This is a genomic window from Janthinobacterium sp. SUN120, assembly GCF_030397735.1.
GTDB lineage: Bacteria > Pseudomonadota > Gammaproteobacteria > Burkholderiales > Burkholderiaceae_D > Janthinobacterium > Janthinobacterium kumbetense.
Genome location: NZ_JAPUBW010000002.1, coordinates 665517 through 689630 on the forward strand (window position 1 = coordinate 665517; position 24114 = coordinate 689630).

At 63.3% G+C, this 24114-nt stretch carries 20 protein-coding genes; 6 read left to right on the forward strand and 14 right to left on the reverse strand.

Going from position 1 to position 24114, the window contains the following annotated elements; all coding sequences use genetic code 11:
• Positions 1-52 precede the first annotated feature (52 nt).
• Entirely contained in the window at positions 53-2455 is a 2403-nt protein-coding gene (locus O0879_RS12655) for a TonB-dependent receptor (protein WP_289911105.1), read from the forward strand.
• Between the two features lie 61 nt (positions 2456-2516).
• Here O0879_RS12655 and O0879_RS12660 read toward each other — a convergent pair whose 3' ends face one another.
• A complete protein-coding gene (locus O0879_RS12660) occupies positions 2517-2912 on the reverse strand; it encodes a glyoxalase/bleomycin resistance/extradiol dioxygenase family protein (protein WP_251350369.1) in 396 nt (131 codons plus the stop codon).
• A 411-nt stretch (positions 2913-3323) separates the two neighbouring features.
• Entirely contained in the window at positions 3324-3857 is a 534-nt protein-coding gene (locus tag O0879_RS12665; protein ID WP_289916752.1) for a histidine phosphatase family protein, read from the reverse strand.
• A gap of 196 nt (positions 3858-4053) precedes the next feature.
• On the opposite strand from O0879_RS12665, the gene O0879_RS12670 reads away from it, so the two are divergent.
• Entirely contained in the window at positions 4054-6252 is a 2199-nt protein-coding gene (locus O0879_RS12670) for an OsmC domain/YcaO domain-containing protein (protein ID WP_289916753.1), read from the forward strand.
• Positions 6253-6321: 69 nt separating this feature from the next.
• Positions 6322-6924, forward strand: a complete 603-nt coding sequence (locus tag O0879_RS12675) for a 2-hydroxychromene-2-carboxylate isomerase (RefSeq protein WP_289916755.1) — start codon at positions 6322-6324, stop codon at positions 6922-6924.
• Here O0879_RS12675 and coaD read toward each other — a convergent pair whose 3' ends face one another.
• From coaD to O0879_RS12700, 5 genes are all read right to left on the reverse strand, one after another.
• Positions 6925-8070: a pantetheine-phosphate adenylyltransferase gene (gene coaD / locus O0879_RS12680; RefSeq protein ID WP_289916757.1), complete on the reverse strand. Its 1146-nt coding sequence runs from the start codon at positions 8068-8070 to the stop codon at positions 6925-6927.
• Between the two features lie 87 nt (positions 8071-8157).
• Entirely contained in the window at positions 8158-9498 is a 1341-nt protein-coding gene (locus O0879_RS12685) for an ATP-binding protein (protein ID WP_289911481.1), read from the reverse strand.
• A 2-nt stretch (positions 9499-9500) separates the two neighbouring features.
• Positions 9501-10160, reverse strand: coding sequence for a response regulator transcription factor (locus O0879_RS12690; protein ID WP_034783312.1), 660 nt, complete (start codon positions 10158-10160; stop codon positions 9501-9503).
• A 51-nt stretch (positions 10161-10211) separates the two neighbouring features.
• On the reverse strand, positions 10212-11726 hold the full coding sequence (locus O0879_RS12695; protein ID WP_099668404.1) for a Do family serine endopeptidase: 1515 nt from the start codon (positions 11724-11726) through the stop codon (positions 10212-10214).
• A gap of 276 nt (positions 11727-12002) precedes the next feature.
• Positions 12003-12464: an Hsp20 family protein gene (locus O0879_RS12700; RefSeq protein ID WP_099666924.1), complete on the reverse strand. Its 462-nt coding sequence runs from the start codon at positions 12462-12464 to the stop codon at positions 12003-12005.
• Positions 12465-12685: 221 nt separating this feature from the next.
• On the opposite strand from O0879_RS12700, the gene O0879_RS12705 reads away from it, so the two are divergent.
• Entirely contained in the window at positions 12686-13036 is a 351-nt protein-coding gene (locus tag O0879_RS12705) for a hypothetical protein (protein ID WP_034783462.1), read from the forward strand.
• Between the two features lie 76 nt (positions 13037-13112).
• On the opposite strand, the gene O0879_RS12710 is transcribed toward O0879_RS12705, so the two are convergent.
• The 4 genes from O0879_RS12710 to imuA all read right to left on the reverse strand — a co-directional run bounded on the left by O0879_RS12710 (position 13113) and on the right by imuA (position 16863).
• A complete protein-coding gene (locus tag O0879_RS12710) occupies positions 13113-13871 on the reverse strand; it encodes an alpha/beta hydrolase (protein ID WP_099666923.1) in 759 nt (252 codons plus the stop codon).
• Between the two features lie 80 nt (positions 13872-13951).
• A complete protein-coding gene (locus tag O0879_RS12715) occupies positions 13952-14656 on the reverse strand; it encodes a glutathione S-transferase N-terminal domain-containing protein (RefSeq protein ID WP_251350362.1) in 705 nt (234 codons plus the stop codon).
• 79 nt (positions 14657-14735) lie between these two features.
• The gene (locus O0879_RS12720; RefSeq protein ID WP_289916763.1) at positions 14736-16223 is read right to left on the reverse strand and encodes a DNA polymerase Y family protein; all 1488 of its coding nucleotides are present in this window, start codon (positions 16221-16223) and stop codon (positions 14736-14738) included.
• Positions 16153-16863, reverse strand: coding sequence for a translesion DNA synthesis-associated protein ImuA (imuA, locus tag O0879_RS12725; RefSeq protein WP_289898615.1), 711 nt, complete (start codon positions 16861-16863; stop codon positions 16153-16155). The genes O0879_RS12720 and imuA overlap by 71 nt, the downstream gene beginning before the upstream one ends.
• A gap of 211 nt (positions 16864-17074) precedes the next feature.
• Here imuA and O0879_RS12730 point away from each other — a divergent pair, with 211 nt between their 5' ends.
• The gene (locus O0879_RS12730) at positions 17075-18340 is read left to right on the forward strand and encodes a putative Na+/H+ antiporter (protein WP_099666919.1); all 1266 of its coding nucleotides are present in this window, start codon (positions 17075-17077) and stop codon (positions 18338-18340) included.
• Between the two features lie 63 nt (positions 18341-18403).
• Here O0879_RS12730 and O0879_RS12735 read toward each other — a convergent pair whose 3' ends face one another.
• From O0879_RS12735 to O0879_RS12745, 3 genes are all read right to left on the reverse strand, one after another.
• Positions 18404-20443 carry a GNAT family N-acetyltransferase gene (locus O0879_RS12735; protein WP_289916764.1) on the reverse strand — a complete coding sequence of 680 codons (2040 nt, stop codon included), beginning with the start codon at positions 20441-20443 and terminating at the stop codon, positions 18404-18406.
• Between the two features lie 83 nt (positions 20444-20526).
• Complete coding sequence (locus O0879_RS12740; protein ID WP_289916765.1) at positions 20527-21741, reverse strand: MFS transporter; 1215 nt, start codon at positions 21739-21741, stop codon at positions 20527-20529.
• Positions 21742-22046: 305 nt separating this feature from the next.
• On the reverse strand, positions 22047-23243 hold the full coding sequence (locus O0879_RS12745) for a PHB depolymerase family esterase (protein WP_289916766.1): 1197 nt from the start codon (positions 23241-23243) through the stop codon (positions 22047-22049).
• Positions 23244-23482: 239 nt separating this feature from the next.
• Here O0879_RS12745 and O0879_RS12750 point away from each other — a divergent pair, with 239 nt between their 5' ends.
• On the forward strand, positions 23483-24073 hold the full coding sequence (locus O0879_RS12750) for a PRC-barrel domain-containing protein (RefSeq protein WP_289916767.1): 591 nt from the start codon (positions 23483-23485) through the stop codon (positions 24071-24073).
• Positions 24074-24114 lie beyond the last annotated feature (41 nt).

Sequence of the window (24114 nt, forward strand, 5' to 3'; positions counted from 1 at the left end):
GGCACTAGAATCAAGTCACGAATCTTGCTCATCAGCCACTTGGAGATACTGCGTGCCCACCCTCACCACCTTGCGTCAAGCCATCCTCATCAGCCTGTACGGCAGCGCCGCCCTGGCCGTTTTCAGTCCTGCCGCCATGGCGCAGAACACGGAAGCGGCCGCCACGGAAGGCCCCGTGCAAACGGTCAGCGTGGTCGGCTCGCGCCGGGTCGCCAGTTCCGCCACGGATACCATGGTGCCGGTCGATATCATTCCCATTTCCAAGGTGGCCGAGCAAGGCGGCCAGTTTGATCTGGCGCAATCGCTGCAATACATCTCGCCCTCGTTCAACTCCACGCGCCAGACGGGCGCCGACGGGGCCGACCTGATCGATTCAGCCGCCCTGCGCGGCCTCGGTTCCGACCAAACCCTCGTGCTGGTGAACGGCAAGCGGCGCCACACGACGGCGCTCGTCAACCTGTTCGGCGCGCGCAACCGCGGCAACACGGGCACGGACATGAATGCGATTCCCTTGTTGGCGATCAAGAACGTGCAAGTGCTGCGCGACGGCGCCGCCGCCCAGTACGGCTCGGACGCCATTGCCGGCGTGATCGACATCGAACTGAAGAAAAGCCTCGGCTGCGAAGCCGTGGCCGGCTACAGCCAGTATTCCGCAGGCGACGGCAAGAATTACATGACCTCCGCCTATTGCGGCATCGCGCTGGGCGACAAGGGTACCCTGGCCATCACGGGCGAATACCTGGACCGGGGCCGCTCGAACCGGGCCGATGCGGACAGCATGCGTATCATCGGCGACACCAAGTCCAAGAACAAGACCCTGTACGTGAATGGCGACTACGCCACCAGCCCCACGGGCAAGCTGTACTTCACGGCTGGCGCGCAGACGCGCGACGCGTCCAGCGCCGCATTCGGCCGGGGCGGCATCGGCAGCGACGACATTCCATCGCGCAATTCGGCCGCCATGTACCCGGATGGTTTCGTGCCTTTCATCAATGGCAAGATCGACGACCAGTACGCCACCATCGGCCACCGCAGCCAGATCGGCGAATGGCATGCTGATTTTTCGCAAACCTATGGCTACAACAAGATGCGCTACGACATCAGCAATACGCTGAATGCCTCCATCGCCAACCTCGACCTGATGAACGGCGGCAAGGGTGTCAGCCCCAGCCGTTTCGACGCGGGCGGCTTCTCGTTCCAGCAGCTGACCAGCAACGCCGACTTCAGCCGCTACTACGACACGGTGATGCGCGGCATGAACGTGGCCTTCGGCGCCGAGTACCGCAGCGAGGAATACAAGATCATGGCCGGCGAACCGGGCTCCTACAACGACGCCGACGGCGTGGGCGTGGGCGGCAATGCGGGCAGCCAGGGCTTTCCCGGCTTCCAGCCCGGCGACGCCACCAAGGCCAAGCGCCACAGCATCGCCGCGTATGGCGACGTGGAACTGGACTGGACGGAGCGCCTGAAAACCCAGGCGGCCCTGCGCTATGAGAAATTCAGCGATTTCGGCTCCACCGTGACGGGCAAGCTGGCCGCCAGCTATAAAGTGGCGCCCAACGTGCTGCTGCGCGGTTCGGCCAGCACGGGTTTCCGCGCGCCATCGTTACAGCAAGTGTATTTCTCGTCCACCTTCACCGACTTCATCGGCGGCGTGCCCACCGACGTGGTGCTGGCGCCGAATGGCGGCGCCGTCGCCAACGCGGCCGGCATTCCGAAGTTGAAAGAGGAAAAGTCGACCAGCTTTACCTTCGGCACCACCTGGACGCCAACGCAAGCCATTTCCGTGACGGCCGACTTGTACAACATCAAGATCAAGGACCGCATCGTGCTGTCGGGCCGCTTCAATGCCGACAACTACCCGGACCTGGCCGCGCGCCTGGCCCTCCTGGGCGTGGGCGAGGCGCAATTCTTCGTCAACTCCATCGACACGCGCACGCGCGGGCTGGACCTGACGGCGTCGCACAAGGGAGAATTGGCCGGCAACCGCCTGAACACCTTCCTGGCCTTGAATTTGAGCAAGACGGAAGTGACGAAGGTCAAGACGCCGGATTCGCTGAAAGGCTATGAAGACGTGCTGCTGTCCGAGCGCGAACGCCTGTTCATCGAACAGGGCGGTCCGCGCGCGAAAGCCACCCTGGGCTTCGACTACATCACGGGCAAGCTGGAATCGGACTTGCGCATCATTTATTTTGGCCCGCAAACCCTGGGCACCTTCAGCGGCACGGCCGAAGGCGTGCCGAATGCCCGTTACGCGGCCAAGACGTCCGCCGACCTGAGCTTCACCTACAGCATCAGCAAGAATACCAAGCTGACCTTTGGCGGCAACAACATCTTCAACGTCAAGCCCACCACGCAAAACGCGGACGAGACGGACAACGGCTTCAAATACGACAGCGTGCAGTTCGGCCTGAACGGCGCCTCCTACTTCGGGCGGCTGTGGGTGAAGTTCTGATCACTCTGCCCGCCTGAAGAAACAGCGGCTGCGCCAGCATGGGCAGCCGCTGTTTTTTTAGTTAAGCCGAACAGTTCAGCATCCACTGCACCCCGAACTGGTCCGTCAATTTACCGTAATAATCGCCCCATACCTGGATGGCGAGCGGTGTCGTCACCACGCCTTGATACGCCAGCTTGTCAAAAAGCTGTTTCGTTAACTGCCTGTCATGCATTTGCAAAATATGTGCGGACCCTCGCATGGGCTCTGCATCGTCATTATCAGAAGCAAAGAACAACACGCCTGGTCCTTCAAATCGGGCATGCATGATTTTCCCGCGCATGGCTTCATGACGGAGCGGCATGCCATCCACGCCAAAGCGCAAGACATCGCTTATCTTGCCCAGCCCGCATTGCGTGTAGAACGCCAAGGCTTGTTCGCAAGTGGTAGTAAAGAAAAGATAATTGGATAATTGCATCAGCTCATCCTTGCATCAGGTTAGGCAAAGCGAAAGTGACGGAGCGGTCGCTGGCAGGAGATCCAGATGCGATCAACCGTCCAGCAGTGGCTGCAGGCAGCCCCCATGGAGGATAGCCAATTATCCATCCGAAAAACTCATGCATTGTCACGAAAACACCGGTGACCGCCGATGGACGCTGCCCCCACACACACGAATATCGCTTCAACGCCCCTGCTGCTCCAGTTTTCGCACAAAGTCACTTTTCCGGCCATCCCACAGGCATTTCCGGCATCGGCCTGCCTCGAACACGTGCTCGCACCGTGGCAAGCCATAGATGACCGAGGCGCATTCCGGGCACAGGCTGGCCATGCCTTCGGCGTCGTCACGGTATCGGCTGCCGCATTCGTCACAGGTTTTCACAGTTCACTTTCACAGCTCATACACTCCCATACTCCAGTACCGGCTGCCTTGCCTGTTACGGGCAAGCCAACCCAAGGCCTGCAACTCCTTGCCGATCAATCGATTCATGATGCCATGCCCGACCAGCAGCACGGGCCCCCTGGCGGCGAGCGCAACCAGACGCTCGGCGGCGGCCCTGGCGCGCTGCCGGGTTATCTGCAACGAGTCCGATCCGCGCGCATAACCGAACAACCAGAGCAGGCGAAAAATCGCTGCCCAGGCTTCAGCCGGCAGCCAAGGGGCCTTCCAGAGCGCAAAGGGCAACCCTGCGTCAGAGAACATCGCCTCTTGCATGAATGGCAAGTCACCCAATGCCCTGGCCGATGAGCATGCCCTCGGTGCCGTGCTGGCCACGATGGTCGACGCGGAAAGCGCTGCCGCAGCGCACTGCGCAGGGATGCCACCTTCTTTGATGATCGATTGATTGTAGAGATTAATCCACTGTCCCATTTGCAGCGGCGCTATCCAGCGCCCTTTGGCGAGTCGGGGCTCGCCGTGTCTCATTAATGTTATTCGCATGTCCAGTCAGATCGCCTCGCACATTTATCCGTCCGCTTCATGGGGGAACCTGCCCCTTGCCTGCCCTGCCGGCCTGGTCTTGCGGCTCCCCGCCAGCACGGCCGCCGCGAACAATCTTTGCCCTGCGGCGGAAAGCACGGATAATAGCGGCTAACTCATAAGCACAGTATTGGATTACCTCATGGAAATTAAAGTCAACTTTCTCGACAAGCTGCGTCTCGAAGCCAAGTTCGACGATTTTACGGTCATCGCCGACCAGCCCATCCGCTATAAAGGCGATGGTTCGGCGCCCGGCCCGTTCGATTACTTTTTGGCATCATCGGCACTGTGCGCGGCCTACTTCGTGAAGTTGTATTGCGATACGCGCAATATTTCCACTGAAAATATCCGCCTGTCGCAAAACAATATTGTCGATCCTGAAAACCGCTACCAGCAGATTTTCAAGATCCAAGTCGAGTTGCCGGCCGATATCTCGGACAAGGACCGCCAGGGCATCCTGCGCTCGATCGACCGTTGCACGGTGAAAAAAGTGGTGCAGGCGGGACCGGAGTTCGTCATTGAAGAAGTGGAGAACCTGGACGCCGATGCCCAGGCCTTGCTGGCCCTGAATCCCGCCCCTGGCGCAAGCACCTATATCGTCGGCAAGGACTTGCCGCTGGAACAGACCATCGCCAATATGTCCAGCCTGCTGGCGGGCCTGGGCATCAAGATTGAAATCGCTTCGTGGCGCAACATCATTCCCAACGTGTGGTCGCTGCACATCCGCGATGCGCATTCGCCCATGTGTTTCACCAACGGCAAGGGCGCAACCAAGGAAAGCGCGCTGGCGTCGGCCCTGGGCGAATATATCGAACGCCTCAGCAACAACCATTTCTACGCCGGTTCGTTCTGGGGCGAAGACATCGCCAACGCGGATTTTGTCCATTACCCGAACGAGCGCTGGTTCAAGCCGGGCCGCAAGGATGCGCTGCCGAAAGAGATTCTCGACGCCTACTGCCGCGACATCTACGATGCCGATGGCGAGCTGCGCGGCTCGCACCTGATCGACACCAACTCCGGCAACGCGGAGCGCGGCATCTGCTCGCTGCCGTATGTGCGCCAGTCCGACGGCGAGACCGTGTATTTCCCATCGAACCTGATTGAAAACTTGTACGTCAGCAATGGCATGAGCGCCGGCAACACCCTCGTCGAAGCGCAGGTGCAATGCCTGTCGGAAATTTTCGAACGGGCCGTCAAGCGCGAAATCATCGAAGGCGAAATCGCCCTGCCCGACGTGCCGCAGGACGTGCTGGCGAAATATCCGGGCATCCTGGCCGGCATCGCCGGCCTGGAAGAACAGGGTTTCCCCGTGCTGGTGAAAGATGCGTCGCTGGGCGGCGTGTATCCGGTGATGTGCGTCACCCTGATGAACCCGCGCACGGGCGGCGTGTTTGCCTCGTTCGGCGCGCACCCGAGCCTGGAAGTGGCGCTGGAGCGCAGCCTGACGGAATTGCTGCAGGGCCGCAGCTTCGAAGGCCTCAACGACTTGCCGCAGCCGACGTTTGCCAGCGAAGCCGTCACCGAGCCGAACAACTTCGTCGAGCACTTCATCGATTCCAGCGGCATCGTCTCGTGGCGCTTCTTCAGCGCCAAGGCCGATTACGATTTTGTCGAGTGGGATTTTTCCGGCCACGGCGAAAACTCGAATGCCGAGGAAGCGGCAACCCTGTTCGGCATCCTCGCCGGCATGGGCAAGGAAGTCTACACGGCCGTATATGACCAGCTGGGCGCCACCGCCTGCCGCATCCTCGTGCCCGGTTATTCCGAGGTGTACCCGGTCGAGGATTTGATCTGGGACAATACCAACAAGGCGCTGCTGTTCCGCGCCGATATCCTGAACCTGCACCGCCTGGACGATGCCAGCCTGGAAGACTTGCTCGACCGCCTGGAAAACAGCGAGCTCGACGAGTACGGCGACATCGCCACCCTGATCGGCATCGAGTTTGACGAAAACACGGTGTGGGGCCAGCTGACGACCCTGGAATTGAAGCTGCTGATACAGCTCGTCCTGCAGCAATTCGAGGAAGCGAAAGAGCTGGTGGAAACCTTCCTGCAGTACAACGACAACACGCTCGAACGCAAACTGTTCTATCAAGCCTTGAACGTGGTGCTGGAAGTGGAACTCGATGACGAGCTGGAGCTGGACGATTACGTCGTCAATTTCCGCCGCATGTTTGGCGACGCCCGCATGGATGCGGTGCTGGGCTCGGTGGACGGCAGCGTGCGTTTCTTCGGCCTGACCCCGACCAGCATGCAACTGGAAGGCCTCGACCGGCACCAGCGCCTGATCGACAGCTTCAAGAAATTGCACACGGCGCGCGCCAAGGCGGCCAAGCGCTAGGACGACAAACCGGGGCCTTCGCGCCCCGGCGCAGGAATCAACCCCGCGCGACCGCATGGAAAAGAGACCATGGCCACACTGGAATTCTGGTTCGACTTCGGCAGCAACTACAGCTACCTGAGCGCCATGCGCATCGATGCGCTGGCGCATGAAAAGAAGGTGCAAGTAATCTGGAAACCCTTCCTGCTGGGCGTCGTCTTCAAGGCGCTGGGCTGGGAAACGTCGCCGTTCGTCTTGCAAAAAATCAAGGGCGACTACACGTGGCGCGACATGGCGCGCCAGTGCGAAAAGTATGCATTGCCATGGCAGCAACCGAGTTCCTTTCCCCGCGCGGCCCTGCTGCCCATGCGCGTGGCCCTGGTCGGCGCGGACCAGGGCTGGATCGCCCCGTTTGCGCGCCGCATGATGACGATGAATTTCGCCGAAAACCGCGACATCGACAACTTCGAAGCCGTCAGCGAAGCCTTGGAAGGGCTGGGCCTCGATGCGCGCGCCATCGTGGCGCTGGCTTTGACACAGGACAACAAGCTGCGCCTGCGCCGCCAGACTGAGCAGGCGCAAGCGTTGAAGCTGTTCGGCGCGCCCAGCTTCCTCAGCGGCGGCGAACTCTTCTGGGGCAACGACCGGCTCGAGGATGCGCTGGCGCATGCCGCCGCCCTCCCTTCACGATAATCAGCCGGTCAGCGCCGCGATCTCCTTCTGCATGTTTTCAATGGCCCGTTCGTTGTACTGGTTGGCAAAGTATGCATCGCCGAACAGCTGGCCCGCCTGCGCCTTGCCGCACAAATGCTGCAGCGCCAGCCCCCGCTGCTCGTTGAAGCGCACGGGGTCCACGTGCGCGTATTCGCGGCCGATGGCTTGCGTGTAGGCTTGGTACACCTCGTCATCCTGGCCCAGGATGGCCAGGTCGGCGCTGAGCATGGCGTCTTTCAGCGGGTGGCTGATGCCCGGTCCCTGGAAATGGTCGGTGACGCGTATCAATTGCGCCACATCAAGGTTGTCGCCCGCATCGAGGCCGCTGGCCAGCCACAGCTGGGCGCTCGCCTCTTCGCTCGAATACAGGGCATCGTCGTCGTGGCTGTAGACGGCGTCGTGGAACCAGAACGCTTTCTTGACCAGCGCGCTGTCGCGCTTGGGCGCATAGGTATTGTCGGCCCACACGCGGATTTCGGACAGGCCGTGCACCAAGTGGTCGAGGTTGTGATAGTGGCGGTCCGCGCCGCCATACGCCTGCGGCCCCGTCAGGTGGGCGAACCAGTGATCCGCCAGCGCGATGTCCGCTTGCGAGGCTGTCGCGTAATTCCACAGCGCTTCCCACTCCTTGCGCAGGCAGTCGAGTATCCACGCCTGGTAGGCCGGGCCGGGGACGAATTTCTTCATGGTCCAGTTCCAGCCCACGGGGCCTTCCAGCGCCTTGACGAAGCTGGAGCTGACGGAGCCGAGGTCGCGCGGCGGCATGACGAAGATGGTCTTGGCGCCCTGCAGCACGTCCACATTCGTTTGCTGGATCAGGTTTTCATAGTCGAAATCGGCCGTCGTGCGGATGCCGCGGATCAGGTAGTCGCAGCCATGCTTTTTCGCCGCGCGCGCCGTGTAGTCGCCCTTGACGATGACCACCTGCACATTGTCCCAGCCGCATTCGCGCGCGCTCTGTTCGATGATGCGCTTGCGGTCTTCGGCGGGAAACTGCGGCTTCTTGGCGGGGTTTTGCGACAGGAACACGATCACCTCGTCGGCGAGCGAACGCGCTTCGCCGATCACCCACATGTGGCCGTTGGTGATGGGGTCGAGGGTTCCTGAAAATCCGATCTTCTGCATGCTGCGCTCCGTGGTCTGGTTCTGCTTGTTTCGCAGACAATATAGGGCCACGGCGCGCGCGTCAATGCAACATGCCAAAGATCATGGTCAAAATGCTCTTTTCGCGGCTTGCGGGAATTCCACGCGCACGCACAGGCCGCCCAGGCGCTCGGATTTGTCCAGCACCAGGCGCGCGCCGTGACGTTCGGCGATGGCCTTGATAATGGCCAGCCCCAGGCCGCTGCCGTTGGCGTCCGTGCCGGGCACGCGGTAGAAGCGGCTGAAGACGCGCTCGCGCTCCTCGGGCGGGATGCCGGGGCCGCTGTCTTCCACCGATAACGTCACGCCGACGGGACTGGCGCGCAGGTCGATGTCGACCGTGCCGCCCTGCGGCGTGTACTTGATGGCGTTGTCGACCAGGTTGCGCAGCATGATGTTGAGCGCATCGGCCTGGCCCGCCACCTTGGCCGGGTCCATGTGATGCAGGCCCAGGTCGATCTTGCGCGCCTGCGCGATGCCGGCCATGTCGCCCAGCGCGCGCTTGACGACATCGTTCAAGTCCACCGCCTGCAGCTGGTCGCCGCTGGCGGCGCTCGCTTCCTGGCGCGCCAGCACCAGCAGCTGCTCGACCAGGCGCGTGGCCCGCTCGATGCCGGCGCTCACGCGGGAAATCGCCAGGCTGCGTTTTTCTTCCGATTCGGCCCGTTCCAGGCTCAATACCTGCAGTTTCAGGGCCGCCAGCGGCGTGCGCAATTCATGCGCGGCGTCGGCAACGAAATGCTGCTGCGCGTCGAACGCCGTTTTTACACGCCCGAACAGCAAATTCAGTTCATGCACGAGGGGGCGCACTTCGTCGGGCAAGCCCGCTTCCGAGACGGGAGACAGATCGTCCGCCTGGCGCGCCGCCACCTGCTTGCGCACGCGCGAGACGGGCGCCAGCGAACCGCTGACGACCCACCAGACGACCAGCATCAAAATAGGCGCCATCAGCGCGATGGGCCCCACCGTGCGCAGGGCCAGGCTGCCGGCCATGCGCTTCCTGACGGCCATGTCCTGGGCGATCTGCACGGTCTGGGAACTGGTTTGCACGGAAAAGATGCGGTACGTCGTGCCGTTGGCTTTCACGTTGGAAAAGCCCAGCACGGCGCGCTGCGGCAATTCCGCGCGCGTGATCGAGCGGAACACCTGCACGCCGTCCGGCGTCCACACCTGCACCACCATGTCGTTGTTGACGGGGTCGGCCGGCAAGGCTTGCGCATGGTTGGCCAGCGGCGCGCCGGAGCGCAGCGACAGGGCCATCTGCTGCATGTGGTAATCGAAGATCTGGTCGGCGTCGTACAGGGCGCTGCGGTAGGCGATCGAGGCTTGCGCCAGGGCCGCCATGATGATGGCCGCCAGCAAAAACCACAGCAGGCGGCCGCGCAGCGAATGCGTCACCGTGACCTTCATCCTCATGCCTTGGGCACCATGTAGCCGAGGCCGCGCACGTTCTGGATCAGGTCGCTGCCCAGTTTCTTGCGCAAGCCATGGATATACACTTCCACGGCATTGCTGTTGACTTCATCCTTCCAGCTGTACAGTTTTTCTTCCAGCTGCGCGCGCGACAGCACGATGCCGGGGCGGGCGATCAAGGCTTCCAGCACGGCCCATTCGCGCGCCGACAGGTTGACCGGGTGGCCCTCGGCGATCACTTCGCGCGTCAGCGGATTGATGGAGACGCCCTGGTGTTCGAAGATCGGTTCCGGCCGCCCCGAGGCGCGCCGCAGCAGGGCGCGTATGCGCGCCAGCAATTCGTCGAGGTCATACGGCTTCAAGACGTAATCGTCGGCGCCCGCGTCCAGGCCCGCGATGCGCTGCTCGATGGCGTCGCGCGCCGTGGCCACCAGCACAGGCGTGTCGAGCTTGCGCAAGCGCATCGAGCGCAGCACGTCGAGGCCATCCTTGCGGGGCAAGCCCAGGTCCAGCAGCACCAGGTCGTAGGTTTGCGTCTGCAGGGCCGTATCGGCCATGTCGCCATCCTTGACCCAATCCACCGCGTAATGCTCGGCGCGCAGCAAATCGAGCACCACCTCGCCGATCATCGTATCGTCTTCTACCAGCAATAAGCGCATGCCCTACTCCTTCATCTTGACTGTTTTATCGACCTTGCATCCTGCGCCAGATCAACCGAGGCGCACGGGAATGAAGATCTTATCGGGGCCGCGCTGTATCAGCAAGGCCACCGACTTCGCGGATTTTTCCACCACGTCGCGCACCTGCTCGACCGTGTTGACGGGACGGCCATTCACCGACAATAGCACGTCGCCCGGCTGCACTCCGGCATTCGCGGCGGCGCCGCCCGCATCTTCCACCAGCAGGCCGGCGCTGATGCCCGCCTCGCGTTTTTCATCCGATTGTAACGGACGCAGGGCCAGGCCCAGCTTTACCTTGCCGGCGGCGCTGTCGCTCTTCGCCACTTCGGCCACCTTGTCGGCCGCATTGCCCAGGGTTGCCGTCAGGCTGACGATCTTGCCGTCACGCCAGACATCCATGCTGATCTTGTCGCCTGGCAAAGACGTGCCCACCAGCGCCGGCAAGTCGGCCGAGCCGATGATGCGCTGGCCATTCACCTTGCGCACCACGTCGCCCGATTTCAGGCCTGCCTTGTCGGCCGGGCTGCCCCGCTCCACGTTGGCCACCAGCGCGCCTTCCGGCGTGGCCAGCTTGAACGAGTCGGCAAAGCCCTGGTTGACTTCCTGCACCGTCACGCCCAGCTTGGCGTGGCTGGCCTTGCCCGTGGCGACGATCTGGTCCTTGATGCGGCCGGCCAGGTCGATGGGGATGGCGAACGACAAGCCCTGGAAGCCGCCCGTCTGGCTATAGATCTGCGAATTGATGCCGACCACTTCGCCGCGCGTGTTGAACAGGGGGCCGCCCGAGTTGCCGGGGTTCACCGCCACGTCCGTCTGGATGAACGGTACATTGCTGTCGTCCGGCAAGGAACGGCCCTTGGCGCTGACGACGCCAGCCGTCACCGTGCTATCGAAACCATAAGGAGAACCGATGGCCAGCACCCATTCGCCCACTTTCAAGTCGCTGGAATGACCGAGCGGCACGATGGGCAGGTTGTTGGCGTCGATCTTCAGCACGGCGATGTCCGTCTTCGGATCCGTGCCCAGCACCTTGGCGCGGAATTCGCGGCGGTCGTTCAGCTTGACGGTCACTTCGCGCGCATCGCGCACCACGTGGGCATTCGTCATGATGATGCCGTCGGGGCTGACGATGAAGCCGGAACCGAGGCCGTGCGTGGGCACGTCGCGGCCGCCGCGCTGCCCGCCTTGCGGCCCCTGGAAGCGGCGGAAGAATTCGAGGAAGGGGTCGTTGCCGAAGTCGTCATTGCCGGCCTGGGCCGATGGGTCGTAGGCCACCTTGGTGCTGCCCGTGACGCTGATATTGACGACGGCCGGGCTGTTGCGCGCGGCGATCTGGCTAAAGTCGGGCAAGGCCACCAGCGGCGCGCTTGCTGCAGGCGCCACGGCGGCGGCCACGGGTGCGGCGGGAGTGCCTGCGGTGGCATTCGCGCCGGCATTGTTCTGATGCATCACCATGGCGCCACCGGCGCCCAGCACACCGATCGCGGCCAGCGCGGCTACGGTGCGTTTGATTTTCAGCGATGCGGTATTCGTTTGCTGTTCCATGAATTGCTCCTCATTCAATGAGATTTTGATGTATGCAATAGTGGGCCACGAGTCTTAGGCGGTGCTTAACATTTTTCCATTTGGAAACAGGCATTTGCGCCTTTAAGCGGGGTTTAATCTTGCGTGGCATGGGCAACCAATGGAAGCCCTGAATACGGCCCGAACGGGCTCCGGACGTGACACTGGCCGGATTGACCGGCCAGTATTTTACTGCATGGGGAAGCGCTGTTCCCTCCCGCCGATGCCGGCGCGTGGCGCCGAAATCAGCTCAACTCATCAGGCTGCCTGGCGCTGTTCCAGCGCGCTGACGGTGGCGCCAGTGGTGGTGCCGATCTCGATCTTGCGCGGCTTCAGCGCTTCCGGCACTTCGCGCACCAGGTCGATGGTCAGCATGCCGTTTTCAAACGTGGCGCCCGTCACCTTCACGTGGTTGGCCAGCTGGAAGCGCTGTTCGAAATCGCGGGCAGCGATGCCGCGGTGCAAGAACGTGCGCTCGACGCCATCTTTCTGCTTGCGGCCCGTGACGTGCAGGGAATCGCGTTCCGTGATGATGTCGATCTCTTCGCGCGAGAAGCCCGCCAATGCCATCACGATGCGGTACTTGTCTTCCGATACGAGTTCGATGTTGTAAGGCGGGTAGCTGGGCTGCGCATCGGCGCGCTGTTCGTTGAGCAATTGCGCCAGGCGGTCGAAGCCGATGGCGGAACGGTACAGGGGAGCAAGGTCAAAAGTACGCATGATAAATATCCTTTTCATTAAAGCGATAAGAGGGGCGGACCTCACCATGAGCATCCGCCTGTTACCGATATACGGCCTGCCAACGCCCTTTCAAGGCCTTGAAATTGGCGAAAAACACCCCAGACGGCAAAGAATTTGTAAGAAATTTTTACATGCCCCATCCAGGGATGGGTTGCATGACACCCCTCATGCAGGGCCGGCTTTTGGTGTATGCTGGCGGCATGAACAATGACACCGACATCCAGCTCAGCGGCCCCTTCAAGGCCACCGACGGCTCCGGCCGTGCCCACGACATCAAGGCCATCCGCATCTTCGACGAAGGCTACGGCATCATCGACGTCTACGTCGATTTCGCCGCCCCGCTCGAAGCGGGCGCCTACAAGGACAAGACCCTGGTCGGCCACATCCTGGCCCGCCTGCGCAGCCTTGGCTACGTAGGCCCCGACTTCGGCCATGGCGACCTGGGCTTGCAAGACAAGAAACTGATCGTCCTGGAAGCGCCCGAGGAATTTTCCGCCTTTGCCGTGAGCAAGGGCTGGAAGGATCTTTCGGCGGAGTTTGACGAAGACTGATCCTCTTTCTCCCCATCTGCGCCGTACCCGCGACTTGCCGGTACGGCGTTTTTCATGGGCGACAACTTAGTTCAGCTTAGTTCAAATAACGCGCGCTCCAGGCGGCGATGACGTTGGCGACATAGGCCGCGTCATCGCGCCCCGTCAACAGATGGTCGGCATCGTCGAGCGAAACGAAGCTTTTCGGGTGCTTGGCCGCCGTAAATATCTCCATCGCGTTCGACAGGCTGACCGTCGTGTCATTCGGCGCATGCATCACCAGCAGGGCGCGGCGCAGGCCGGTGATGTGGGTCTTCAGGCTGTGGCTGCCCGCGTCGTCGACGAATTGCTGGCGGATGCGGAAGGGCCGCCCTTCCAGCTGCACCAGCGCTTCGCCTTCGGCGGCGATTTGCTCCAGGTGCTCGCTGAACATGCGCGTCACGTACGCGGGCGTGCTGGGCGCGGCCAGGGTGGCGATGGCGGTGGCTTCCGGCACTTGCGACGCGGCGGCCAGCACGGCGGCGCCGCCCAGGCTATGGCCGATCAGCAATTGCGGTGCGGCATGTTTTGCCCGCAGGAAATCGGCAGCGGCAACCAGGTCGTCCACGTTCGACGAAAAATTGGTGGCGGCGAACTCGCCTTCGCTGGCGCCCAGCCCCGTAAAATCGAAGCGCAGCACGGCGATGCCGTGTTCCGTGAGACCTTGCGCGATGCGCCGCGCGGCCAGCACGTCCTTGCCGCAAGTAAAACAGTGGGCGAACAGCGCATAGGCGCGGATGGCGCCGTCGGGCGCATCGAGCCGCGCCGCCAGCACATGGCCGTGCGCGCCGGGAAAGTCTTGCCGGGTGGATTTCATTGTCTCAGATCAAAGCTGCCGCGCAGGGCGGCCGATGGCGCATTGTAGCGCCGCCCGGCCGCCGCCGCAGTCGGCTCGCCTCAATCACGCTTGGGAATATCCACGCCCCTGGCAACGGCTGGCCTGGCCAGGAAGGCGTCCAGCGCGCGCTGCACGTTCGGGAAGTTGGCAAAGCCGACGAGGTCGCCCGCGCCATAGAATCCCACCAGGCAGCGCACCCACGGGAAGATGGCGATGTCGGCAATCGTATACTGGCTCCCCATGATCCAGTCGCGGCCCTGCAGGCGCTGCTCGAGCACGCCCAGCAGGCGCTTCGCTTCGCCGATATAGCGTTCCAGCGGCCGCTTGTCCTCGTAATCCTTGCCGGCGAATTTGTGGAAGAAGCCCACCTGGCCAAACATGGGGCCGATACCGCCCATCTGGAACATCAGCCATTGGATCGTTTCATAGCGCAAGCCCGCGTCCTGCGGGATGAACTTGCCCGTTTTCTCGGCCAGGTACAGCAGGATGGCGCCCGACTCGAACAGGGCCAGCGGCTTGCCATCGGGACCGTCCGGGTCGAGGATGGCGGGAATCTTGTTGTTCGGATTGAGGGACAGGAAGGCGGGCGACAGCTGGTCGTTTTGCTCGAAGCTGACCAGGTGCGGCTCGTACGCCAGGCCCAGCTCTTCCAGCAGGATGGAGACCTTGATGCCGTTCGGCGTCGGCAGCGAGTATAGCTGCAAGCGCTCGGGATGCCGGGCAGGCCATTTTTGGGTGATGGGGAAGTCGGAGAGTTGGGACATGGAAATCCTTTTGAGGTGTATGACGTGGCACAAGCAGGCAAGTATAGCCAAGCATGACAGTTTCAGCAGGACAACGCATTCAGCCAAACAAGCCATGCAAAAACCAGCGCGGCGCGGCATCTTCTCCGCTGCCGACGATGCGTTCGCGGTAGACCCAGTAATGGGCGTGATCGAGTCCTTCGGCAATGAAATAATCGCGCGCCTGCGACTGCCCCCACCAGCCCGCCTCAATGCGTTCGGCGACGGACACCATTTTCAACGGCGAGCCATAAAACGGCCGGTGTTCGCGCATCAGGAGGGCGATGGGCTGGGCCAGCAGCCAGCCGGGACGGGGCATGCCGGACAAGCCGGGCGGCAAGTCCGGCTGCGCGTTTTGTGCGCCTGGCCTGGCCGGCAGCGGCAGCCACTGGTTGGCCGCCTCGGGGCGGTAATCAGCGCGCGGCGCCGCCTGCAAGACATTGTCCGTGCCAAGACGCGCCACCAGCAATTCCAGCAAGCGCTGGCGCTCCTGCGGCGTGCCGCCCGGCTCGGGAAACAGGGTGTCGCTGGGCGGCGCCATCGGCTGCACCTGCAGCGCTTCCAGGGTGAGGCCGATCACGGGCGCCTCCAGCACCAGCTGCGCCAGGCGTTCCTTGAGCAAGCGCAATAAATGCTCGTCGCGCCAGACGGCCTCGCCCAGGGCCAGGTCGATGACGGTGGGTGGGCGCGCCACCCTGCCCCGCTCGTGCGCCAGCAGCAATTGGATGCGTTCGACGGCGAATTGCCGCGCGCACAACCAGCCCGTCATTTGCTGCAGCAGACGGCGCGCGCCGAACAGCAGCGCTTCCGCGTGCTCCACGCGGTCGAACAATTCCAGGCTGGCGCAAAACGTGGGCGGCGCTTCGAGCCACAGGTACAGTTCCGTGCCGTGGCCATGCGCATCGTCGAGCATGTCGAGCAAGGCCCCGCCGCAGCGGCGCTGCAAGCCGGGCCGCGGCAAATGGCGCAACTGCCCCAGGGTGCGGCAGCCGATGCCGTCCAGCCATTCCAGCCAGGGGCGCGCGGGCGGCAGCAAGGCGCATGGCAAGCCGTCGAGGCGGCGCACCAGGCTCGCCATGCCCAGCACGCGGCCCCGGCGCGTCCCGGCGCGCGCCAGCAGCCAGGCGCCGCGCGCCGTGGGGGCGCACGACAGCTGGGCCGTGTAGCCCAGCGCGCGCAAGCTGGCCGCAATCTGCCGGCACAGGGCGCGCACGCCGCCGAACAGGCGCAGGCTGGCGCCCGCATCGACGAGCAGGGTCGCTTCCTCGCCCTGCGCCACCAGCGGCGAATATTGCAGCAGCGCCAGCGCCACCGCTTGCAGGGCCTGCGCTTCCCGTTCCAAAGAGCGCTCGTGCAGGCGCGCCTGCGGCGCCAGCATCAGCGCGCCCGCGCGGCGCATGCCCGGCCGGATGCCCGCCGCCCGCGCCAGCGGCGACACGGCCATCACTTGCTCCTGCTCCAGCACGACGCCGAGAAGGTCAGCCGACCAGCGCGGGCAAAACACTTCGAGCGGGAGCCGGGGCAGGTACAGGCCGATCCAGAGTCGCATGGCGTAGCAGTAATGAAGGAGGTTGCAGGGGCAGGAACAGGGGCGCGTCGCGCTGCGGTCCCCGGCGCTTGATGAAGCCGATCTCGATGCCGCCGGCGGCCGGGCGCACGGACAGGCGCAACGGCGCCGGCGACGCATCCTGCGCGCCATGCAAGGGGCGCAGCATGCAGAACAGGGTGTTGCCGGACTGCGCGGCCAGGTGCAGGCGGCGCAGGCTGTCGGCGCGCACGTGCGGCTGCCAGAACAGCAAGGCGCCGCACGTGCCGCTGCGCAAGATGTTTTCCGCCGCCCACAGGGCATCCTTGCTGCCGGCGCTCTTGAGCCACAGCAGTTGCGACGGGGCCAGCCCATGCGCGGCCAGGGCCAGCGCCTGCGGCGGGTGGGGCGGCTGCAGCAGCACGATGGGCAAGCCCGGCAGCTGCGCCAGCGCGGGCGCCAGCAGCCGCACTTCGCCGCTGCCCGGCTGCTGCACCAGCAGATCGATGAGGCTGCCGCAGGGCCAGCCGCCGCCGGGCAGCTGCGCGGACAGGGCGGCAAAGCCCGTGTCCAGGCAGCGCGTGGCGCCCTGCCCCAGCTGCGATGCGCGCCACAGGGACGGGTGCAAGGCTTCCGGCGAGGCCATCAATTGGGAATGTTGCATAATTGAATATGAATATGAAGATGAATACTGTATGCATATACAGTACTATCCAGTCCCCCTTTTGGCAAGGCATATCTGCGCATCCCCATCCGGGGGCCGTCCCGCGACGTCCGAAAAACACCGTTTTTCACATCGATTGCTGTACCATAAGCACTCTCCTTACCGCTCGGCAATGCACCGGGCGGCTTCCTCCGTCCATAAGGAAACGCATTTGACCACCATCCAACTCATCAGCGCCATCGTCTTCGGCCTCGCGCTCATCCACACCTTCGCCGCCAAGTCGTTTGAAACATTATCGCGGCGCCATCCCCGCCATGCGGGCTTGCTGCACTTGCTGGGCGAAGTGGAAGTCGTGTTCGGCTTCTGGGCCTTTATTTTGATCATCATCATGGCCTTTGTCTCGGGCGGCGATGCGGCCATCGAGTATGCCGAGTCGCGCCATTACACGGAGCCGCTGTTCGTCTTTGTCGTCATGGTGGTGGCCGCCTCGCGCCCCGTGCTCGACGCCGTGCAGCGCCTGTTGAAGGGCGTGGCGCGCGTGATGCCGCTGCGCACGGAACTGGCCCTCGTCTGGCTGGGCCTGGCGCTCGTGCCCCTGACGGGCTCCCTGATCACGGAACCGGCCGCCATGACCCTGGCCGCGCTGATGCTGGCGCCGCAAATCTTCCGCCCGGGCATCCCTGAATGGCTGAAATACGGCGCGCTGGGTGTGCTCTTCGTCAACGTTTCCATCGGCGGCACCCTCACCTCGTACGCGGCGCCGCCCGTGCTGATGGTGGCCACCACGTGGAACTGGGACAGCGCCTACATGGCCACCCATTTCGGCTGGAAGGCCGCCATCGCCGTGCTGGTCAACGCCACGGGCGTGAGCATATTGCTGCGCAAATATCTGCACAGCAACACCTCCGACATCAAGCCGAAGGCTGGCGAAGTGGAAGCACCGAAAGTGCCGCTGGCCGTCAGCCTGGTGCACATGATCGTGCTGGCCGGCGTCGTCACCCTGGCGCACCATCCCGTGCTGTTCATCGGCCTGTTCCTGTTCTTCCTCGGCTTCGTGCAGGCGTATGAGCGCTATCAAAGCCCGCTGATCCTCAAGGAAGGCTTGCTGGTCGGCTTCTTCCTGGGCGGCCTGGTGGTGCTGGGCGGCATGCAGCAATGGTGGCTGCAGCCCATCGTTTCGAGCCTGAAACCGCTGGCCCTGTTCTTCGGCGCCCTGGGCTTGACGGCGATTACCGACAATGCGGCCCTCACCTACCTCGGTTCGCTGATCGTCGGCATGACGGACGAAGCGAAATACATGCTGATGGCCGGCGCCGTGGCCGGTGGCGGCCTGACCGTCATCGCCAATGCGCCGAACCCGGCCGGCGTGGCCCTGCTGCGCCGCGGCTTCAAGGATGAATCGATCGGCGCCGTCGGCCTGCTGGCGGGCGCCCTGCTGCCGACGGCCGTGGCGGGCCTGGCCTTCCTGGCCCTGTAAGACACTACACGGGGCGGCTACCGGCCGCCCCCACTCCCCTCACCTTCCCCTCAGTTACCTTCCTCAGTTTCCTTCATACACGAGGAAATGCAGCCGGTCATAGAACAGGCTGTAGGCATAGTCAAACGTGCCCACGCTGCGAAAACCCTTGTGCAGATACACTTGCAGCGCTTCGCTCTTTTCCCACACCGTCAAGGTGATGCGCGCGCAGCCCTTGCGGCTGGACAGGTCGCGGATTTCGTGGAACATCTGCCTGAATAAACCCTGGCCCCGGTATTTTTCGTCGATGGCCAAGCTGCTGACGAAACAGTCGTCGGCGCGCGCATGCGCGAGCACGAAGGCGTCATACGCATCGTCGAGCGCCTTCATGTCATCGCGGTAATACGAGACGGCGCCGCAAGCCTGGAACTCGTCCATCGTCGCGGCCGTGAAAAAGCCGATGAAGCGCCCGTCCTCGTCATGCAGGCCGTGGATATGCGCCAGGTAAGGGTCGATGTTCTGCCGCCGCTGCAATTCGACGAACTGCAGATTGAGTTTATTGCCGAACGAACAGTATTCCAGGTAGCTGGTGGCAAACAGCAATTTGGCCATGCGGTTCTTCGCCTCGTCGCCCAGCAGTTCTCCCGGCACCAGCGTGAGCGGCGCATGCGACAGCAAGCCCGCCTGAGCCTGAACTTCGTCGCCGGACGGGGCGGCATCGCCGGCGGCCGGCATGCGGCTGCCGTGGCGGCCCACGGTGGGGCGCCAAAAGTTGCCGGCGGCAATATGCTGCGAACGATGGGCCAGCAGGTAACGGCAAAAAACGTCATTCACGCGATCGAGCTGCGGATCGTCCGACAGCACCGAGTAATAGTGGAAATGCTCGATATCCGCCCGCAATTGGGCAGCATACGCCATGCGCGGCACTTCCTCGATATCGAACACGTCGACGATATTGGGCAAGATCAAAGGATCGTCGAGTTGCCAGCCGATTTCGTCGAGCCGCGCCACGCAGCGCGCATACGCGCGCCGTTCCTCGTCGCTCAAGGGGATGTGCATGTCGGTAATGATATCGTCCAGCAAGCGCATGCCGCGGATGCCACCCGCCACCGCTTCCCGCGCGCCGTCATACAGCACGCAATAGCGCTGGTAAAACTCGGCATGGCTGAGCACGGTCACGCCCAGGTTTTTCTTCCATTCGGCATAGAACTGGCCGAACAGCCGCGCCTCGAATTGCGGGCAGGAACGGGGAATCTGCTGGCCGATATCCGCATACGCGCGGTTCACATTGCGCTGGATCACGCGCAGCGCCGCATCGTTCTTCTTGGCGATCAGCATGCCCGTTTCATCGAGAAACAAATTCATCCAGCTGACATGCCGGCGCTCTTCGCTGTCATCATCCTTGCGCTGGAAATAATCGGGCACTTCCGGCTTCATCAGGAAAATCGTCGCCGGATTGTGCGGGATCGTATCCACATCCATATACAGGCCGCCGTACTCGCACATGATGAGGATGCGGAAATAATCGGACAAGGTGGCGAAGTAGCGCTGCGTATGCAGGGTATCGAGGATATCGAAGCGGGCCGGCGCGAAGTCCAGCGCCAGCGCGCGCAGCGAATTGATATGCAGGGTCGTGCCGCCGATGTCGTAGCGGCCTATCGTGTAGCGCCCGGCGCCGCCCGTGGGGCTGAAGCGCTCGTCATCGCGCAACTGCTGCGCGTCCCACACCCACAGGATGGAAACATACGGCGCGCCGCCGTTGCAGCGCACGTCGTCGAGCGCCGCGCCCCACTGCTGGACCGCCTCGCAGGCGATGGCCGGCAAGGGTCCGCCCATCCAGATGCGGTGCAGGTAACGCTCGTCCTCGCCGAGCGCGCGCGTGGGAATGCAGCTGAGCGAGGAACAGCTTGCCGCATTGAAATGGTTGAAGTTCAGGGCGACGAAGCTGCGCAGGGCGGCGATGCCCGCCTGGTGCTCCGCGGCCAATTGCTCCAGGTCGCTGCCGGCCGGCCGGACATCGGCCAGGGTGATGTAATCGAGTTTCAGCCGGTTGATGCGAAACTCGTATTCCAGGTTGAAAATCTTTGCTTGATCGTGTTTCGAGGCCAGGTCATCTATTTTCATGGGCGCACCATTTTCCGCAGGAGAGTGTCAATAAACGTCGCAGGAGGTAAAACAAGGTCGACAACATGCGCATCGTTGCGCCATCAGTGCCGGGCGAGCAGCACCTCCCTTTCCCGGCGTCCCGCCATGCCCCGTGTGAACAGCAGCAGGCAGGCCGTGATGACCACGATGACGGGGATATTCAGCAATGCATACGTTTCCAACGCATAGCCGAAGCGCTGGCACAGCACGTTGTACAGCTGCAGCCAGGCGGACAGATAAATGCAGTACAGCAAGCTCATGGCGGCCGTCGTCAAGGTCATCGATTCCTTGCTGGCCGTGAGCGCGCTGCGGATCAGGGCCCCGTTGAACAGGCCGAAGCCGATGGAATAGACAAACATGCAGGCCGCAAACACGTCGACGTGGTGGCGGCCCGCGCCGGCGCCCAGCATGCCGGCGGCCGCGATCAGCCCGCCCAGGCGCAGCAGGGACACGAGGGGGAAATCCTGGCGCAGGCGCTGGATGGCGATGCTGCTGAGAACGAAACCGGACAAGATCACGCATTGCAGGGCGATATACGTGGCGTAGGAGGCGCCCATTTCCTGCAGCACGAAGAGGGGCGAAAAGCCGATCCAGGCCGTCAGGGGCACGGTGGCCAGCCCCGCCGTGAACATGCCGAACATGAAGCGCCGATTGCTGAAAATGGCGCCATAGCTGCGCGCGATGGCAGCCAAGTCCAGCCGAGCGACCGGCGCCGGCGTGCGCGGCATGGTCTTGAACAGGCCCAGCAAGGACAGCAGCGCCAGCAGGCCGGAGAGGAAAAACACGTAGCGCCAGTCCAGCCGGCTGATGATGGCGCTGCCGAGGATGGGACCGGCCAGGGGCGCGAGGATGGTGGTGCTCGACAGAATGCTGCTCAGCTTGACGGCCGCCATGTCGTCGAACAGTTCATGGATCATGGCATAGCCGACGAAGATGAAGCAGCAGCCCATGCCCTGGATGAAACGCGCGACGAGAAATTGCTCGATCGAAGCGGTCAATGGCACGGCCAAGGTGGCCAGCAGGAACAAGGTATTGCCGGTCAACACGAGCTTGCGCTTGCCGATGGCGTCGGCCAGGGGCCCCAGGAATATCTGCAGGGAACTGCCGCCCAGCAGATACAGGCTCAGGGACAAGGGGACGAATTTCGCCTCCGCCTGGAACTCGCCGACGATGCCCAGCATCGCCGGCATGATCATGTCGTTCGACAGATAGATATTCAGTTCAAAGACGAGGAAAAACGCAAAAAACCACAGCAACTGCTTGGACTTGATGGACATGGCGCGTTCCGTAACGTGGGTGGCTGCCGTCAGTGCGTACCGGCTGTCGGGGCATGGGACGGCGGACACGACTTCACTGAAAACGTGTACCAATTGTATACCAGTTAGTATTTTTAGCGCCTGTTTTTGTGATTTTTAAATACCGCAGCAATACCACTTGAGAAAAATCCCTGCTACTGCGGCATTGGAAATCGGCACTGGAAAGGGCGCGGCCAGCGTGCCGGCGCGCGGCAGCGGCCCTGCGAGGAAGGGAAGAACGATGCGTACCAGTGCCTGCGCACCGTTGCGGCGCGCGGCACGGCGGCTTATCGGCGGCGGTGGCTGGCGAAGAAATCGAGCAGCATCTTGCTGGCGTCGGGCTTGGCCTTGTCGTTGAACGGCAGGCTGGCGTCGCCGCCGCTCCAGGCGTGCTCGAGGTGCTCGACCTGCGCCACGCGCAGCAACACCTGCTTGCCCACCTGATAATCGTGCAGCCCATACGCATGGGCCGGATTGCGCCCGCCCGCCGCGCCGCCAGGCAGGCGCTGCGCCGTCACCACGGTATCGACCGGCAAGCGGTTGACGCGCACGCTCTGGCGCACCAGCTGCGTCTGGTTAATGGGCCGCACCACCTTGTCGGCCAGCCCTTGCAGCAGGATGATGGGCAGGCGGGGAAACGCGGGCTGGCGCGCCAGCACTTCATCGATGGCCGCGTCGGCGCGGGCGGCCGCGCCATGCTGCATCACGCCCAGCGCGCCGATCAGGTTATGCCCGGCGCCAAACACGGGCCCGGAATGCAGGCCCAGCGCGGCAAACAGCTGCGGATGGTTCAGGGCCACGATATGCGCCATGCCGGCGCCGGCGGAAATGCCGCAGATATAGATGCGCGCGCGGTCGATCGCATAACGGGCCGCTACCTGCTCGATGGCGCCGACGATCAGGCGCACGTCGCCGCCGCCGTCCTGCGTCAGCTTGTCGTACCACTTCCAGCAGCGGCGCGCATGCGAGCGCAGCGACTGCTGCGGATACAGCACGGCATAGCCCTTGCGCTCGGCCAGGCGGTTCATGCGCGTGCCTTCGGCAAACTGCGTGGCGCTCTGCTCGCAGCCGTGCAGCATCACCAGCAGCGGCCGGCCCCGGCTGCGCATGGCGGCGCTCGGCGCCTTCTCGGGCAGGTACAGGAAATATGGCAGGCGCCGGCCCGGCAACTGCCCCAGTTCCGGCAAGGGCGCATAGTGGGCGGCCAGCCACTTGCCCGGCGGGGGCGCCGTTCGCTTGCGCACGCGCGGGGGCGACAGGGGCGTGGCGAAGGGTGCCAGGGCGGGCAGCGCGTCGCTGGCGGGCCTGGCGCGCGGCTTGTGGCTCGCCTGCGTGGTCTTGGCCACGACCTTGCTGCGGGCTTTGGCCTTGGGCTTGGCCGGCACGGGCCCGAACAGCACCTTGGCCAGCTTGCTGGCCGTGCGCTGCTGCGCCTTACCGGCGCGCAGCAGCCCGCGCAGCCATTTGGTGGCGGGCTTTACCATGGCAAGCGGCGCGCATGGCGTGGTGGAGCGTACCGCAAGTTCATCCCACTGCATCGTTGCATCGTCAGCATGTGCGGCCTCCTCCGTAGAATGCATAGAGTACCGCAATTGTCTGGCAACACCGTACGTTTGCACACGGATAAAAGTGCCGCTGGCACGATTGAGGCAGATCAAGCGCGACCTCGTGCGCATGCTTAATCTGGATGTTCGATCCGCACTTCACCAGAGGAGAGAACACCATGAGCTATCTGGACCGCGACATCCTGGGCATGTACCGCAACCACGACGGCCCGGGGCCGGCACTGATGGGGGCAGATACCCTGCTCGGCGACGATGTCTACAATCACAACGACGAGGAGCTGGGCGACATCAAGGAAATCATGCTCGACATGCGCACGGGCCAGATCGCCTATGCCGTGCTGTCCTTCGGCGGCATCCTGGGCATGGGCGACAAGCTGTTTGCCGTACCCTGGGAACGCCTGACCCTGGATACCGTCAACAAGCGCTTCCTGCTCGACGTGGACAAAGACCTGCTGAAAGACGCCCCCGGCTTCGACAAGAACAACTGGCCCGACATGGGCAGCGAAGCGTGGAACCAGCAGATGGAAGCCTTCTATGGCAGCGGCACGCGCTACGGCAGCGGCGCCATGGCAGGCAGCCGCATGCCATCGGGCAGCGACCTGCGCGGCAGCGCCAGCCTGCAATCGGGCAGCGAAGGCAGCATGTCCGGCACCTCCATGAGCGGCAGCCGCGCCGGCACGGGCAGCAGCCAGGGCGACCTGGGCTCGCGTTCGGCGCTCGGCGATGACAAGATGGATAAGCGTAGTTGACGAGAAAGGTCTTAAGTAGCGCAGAGTACGCGGCGCTTCGC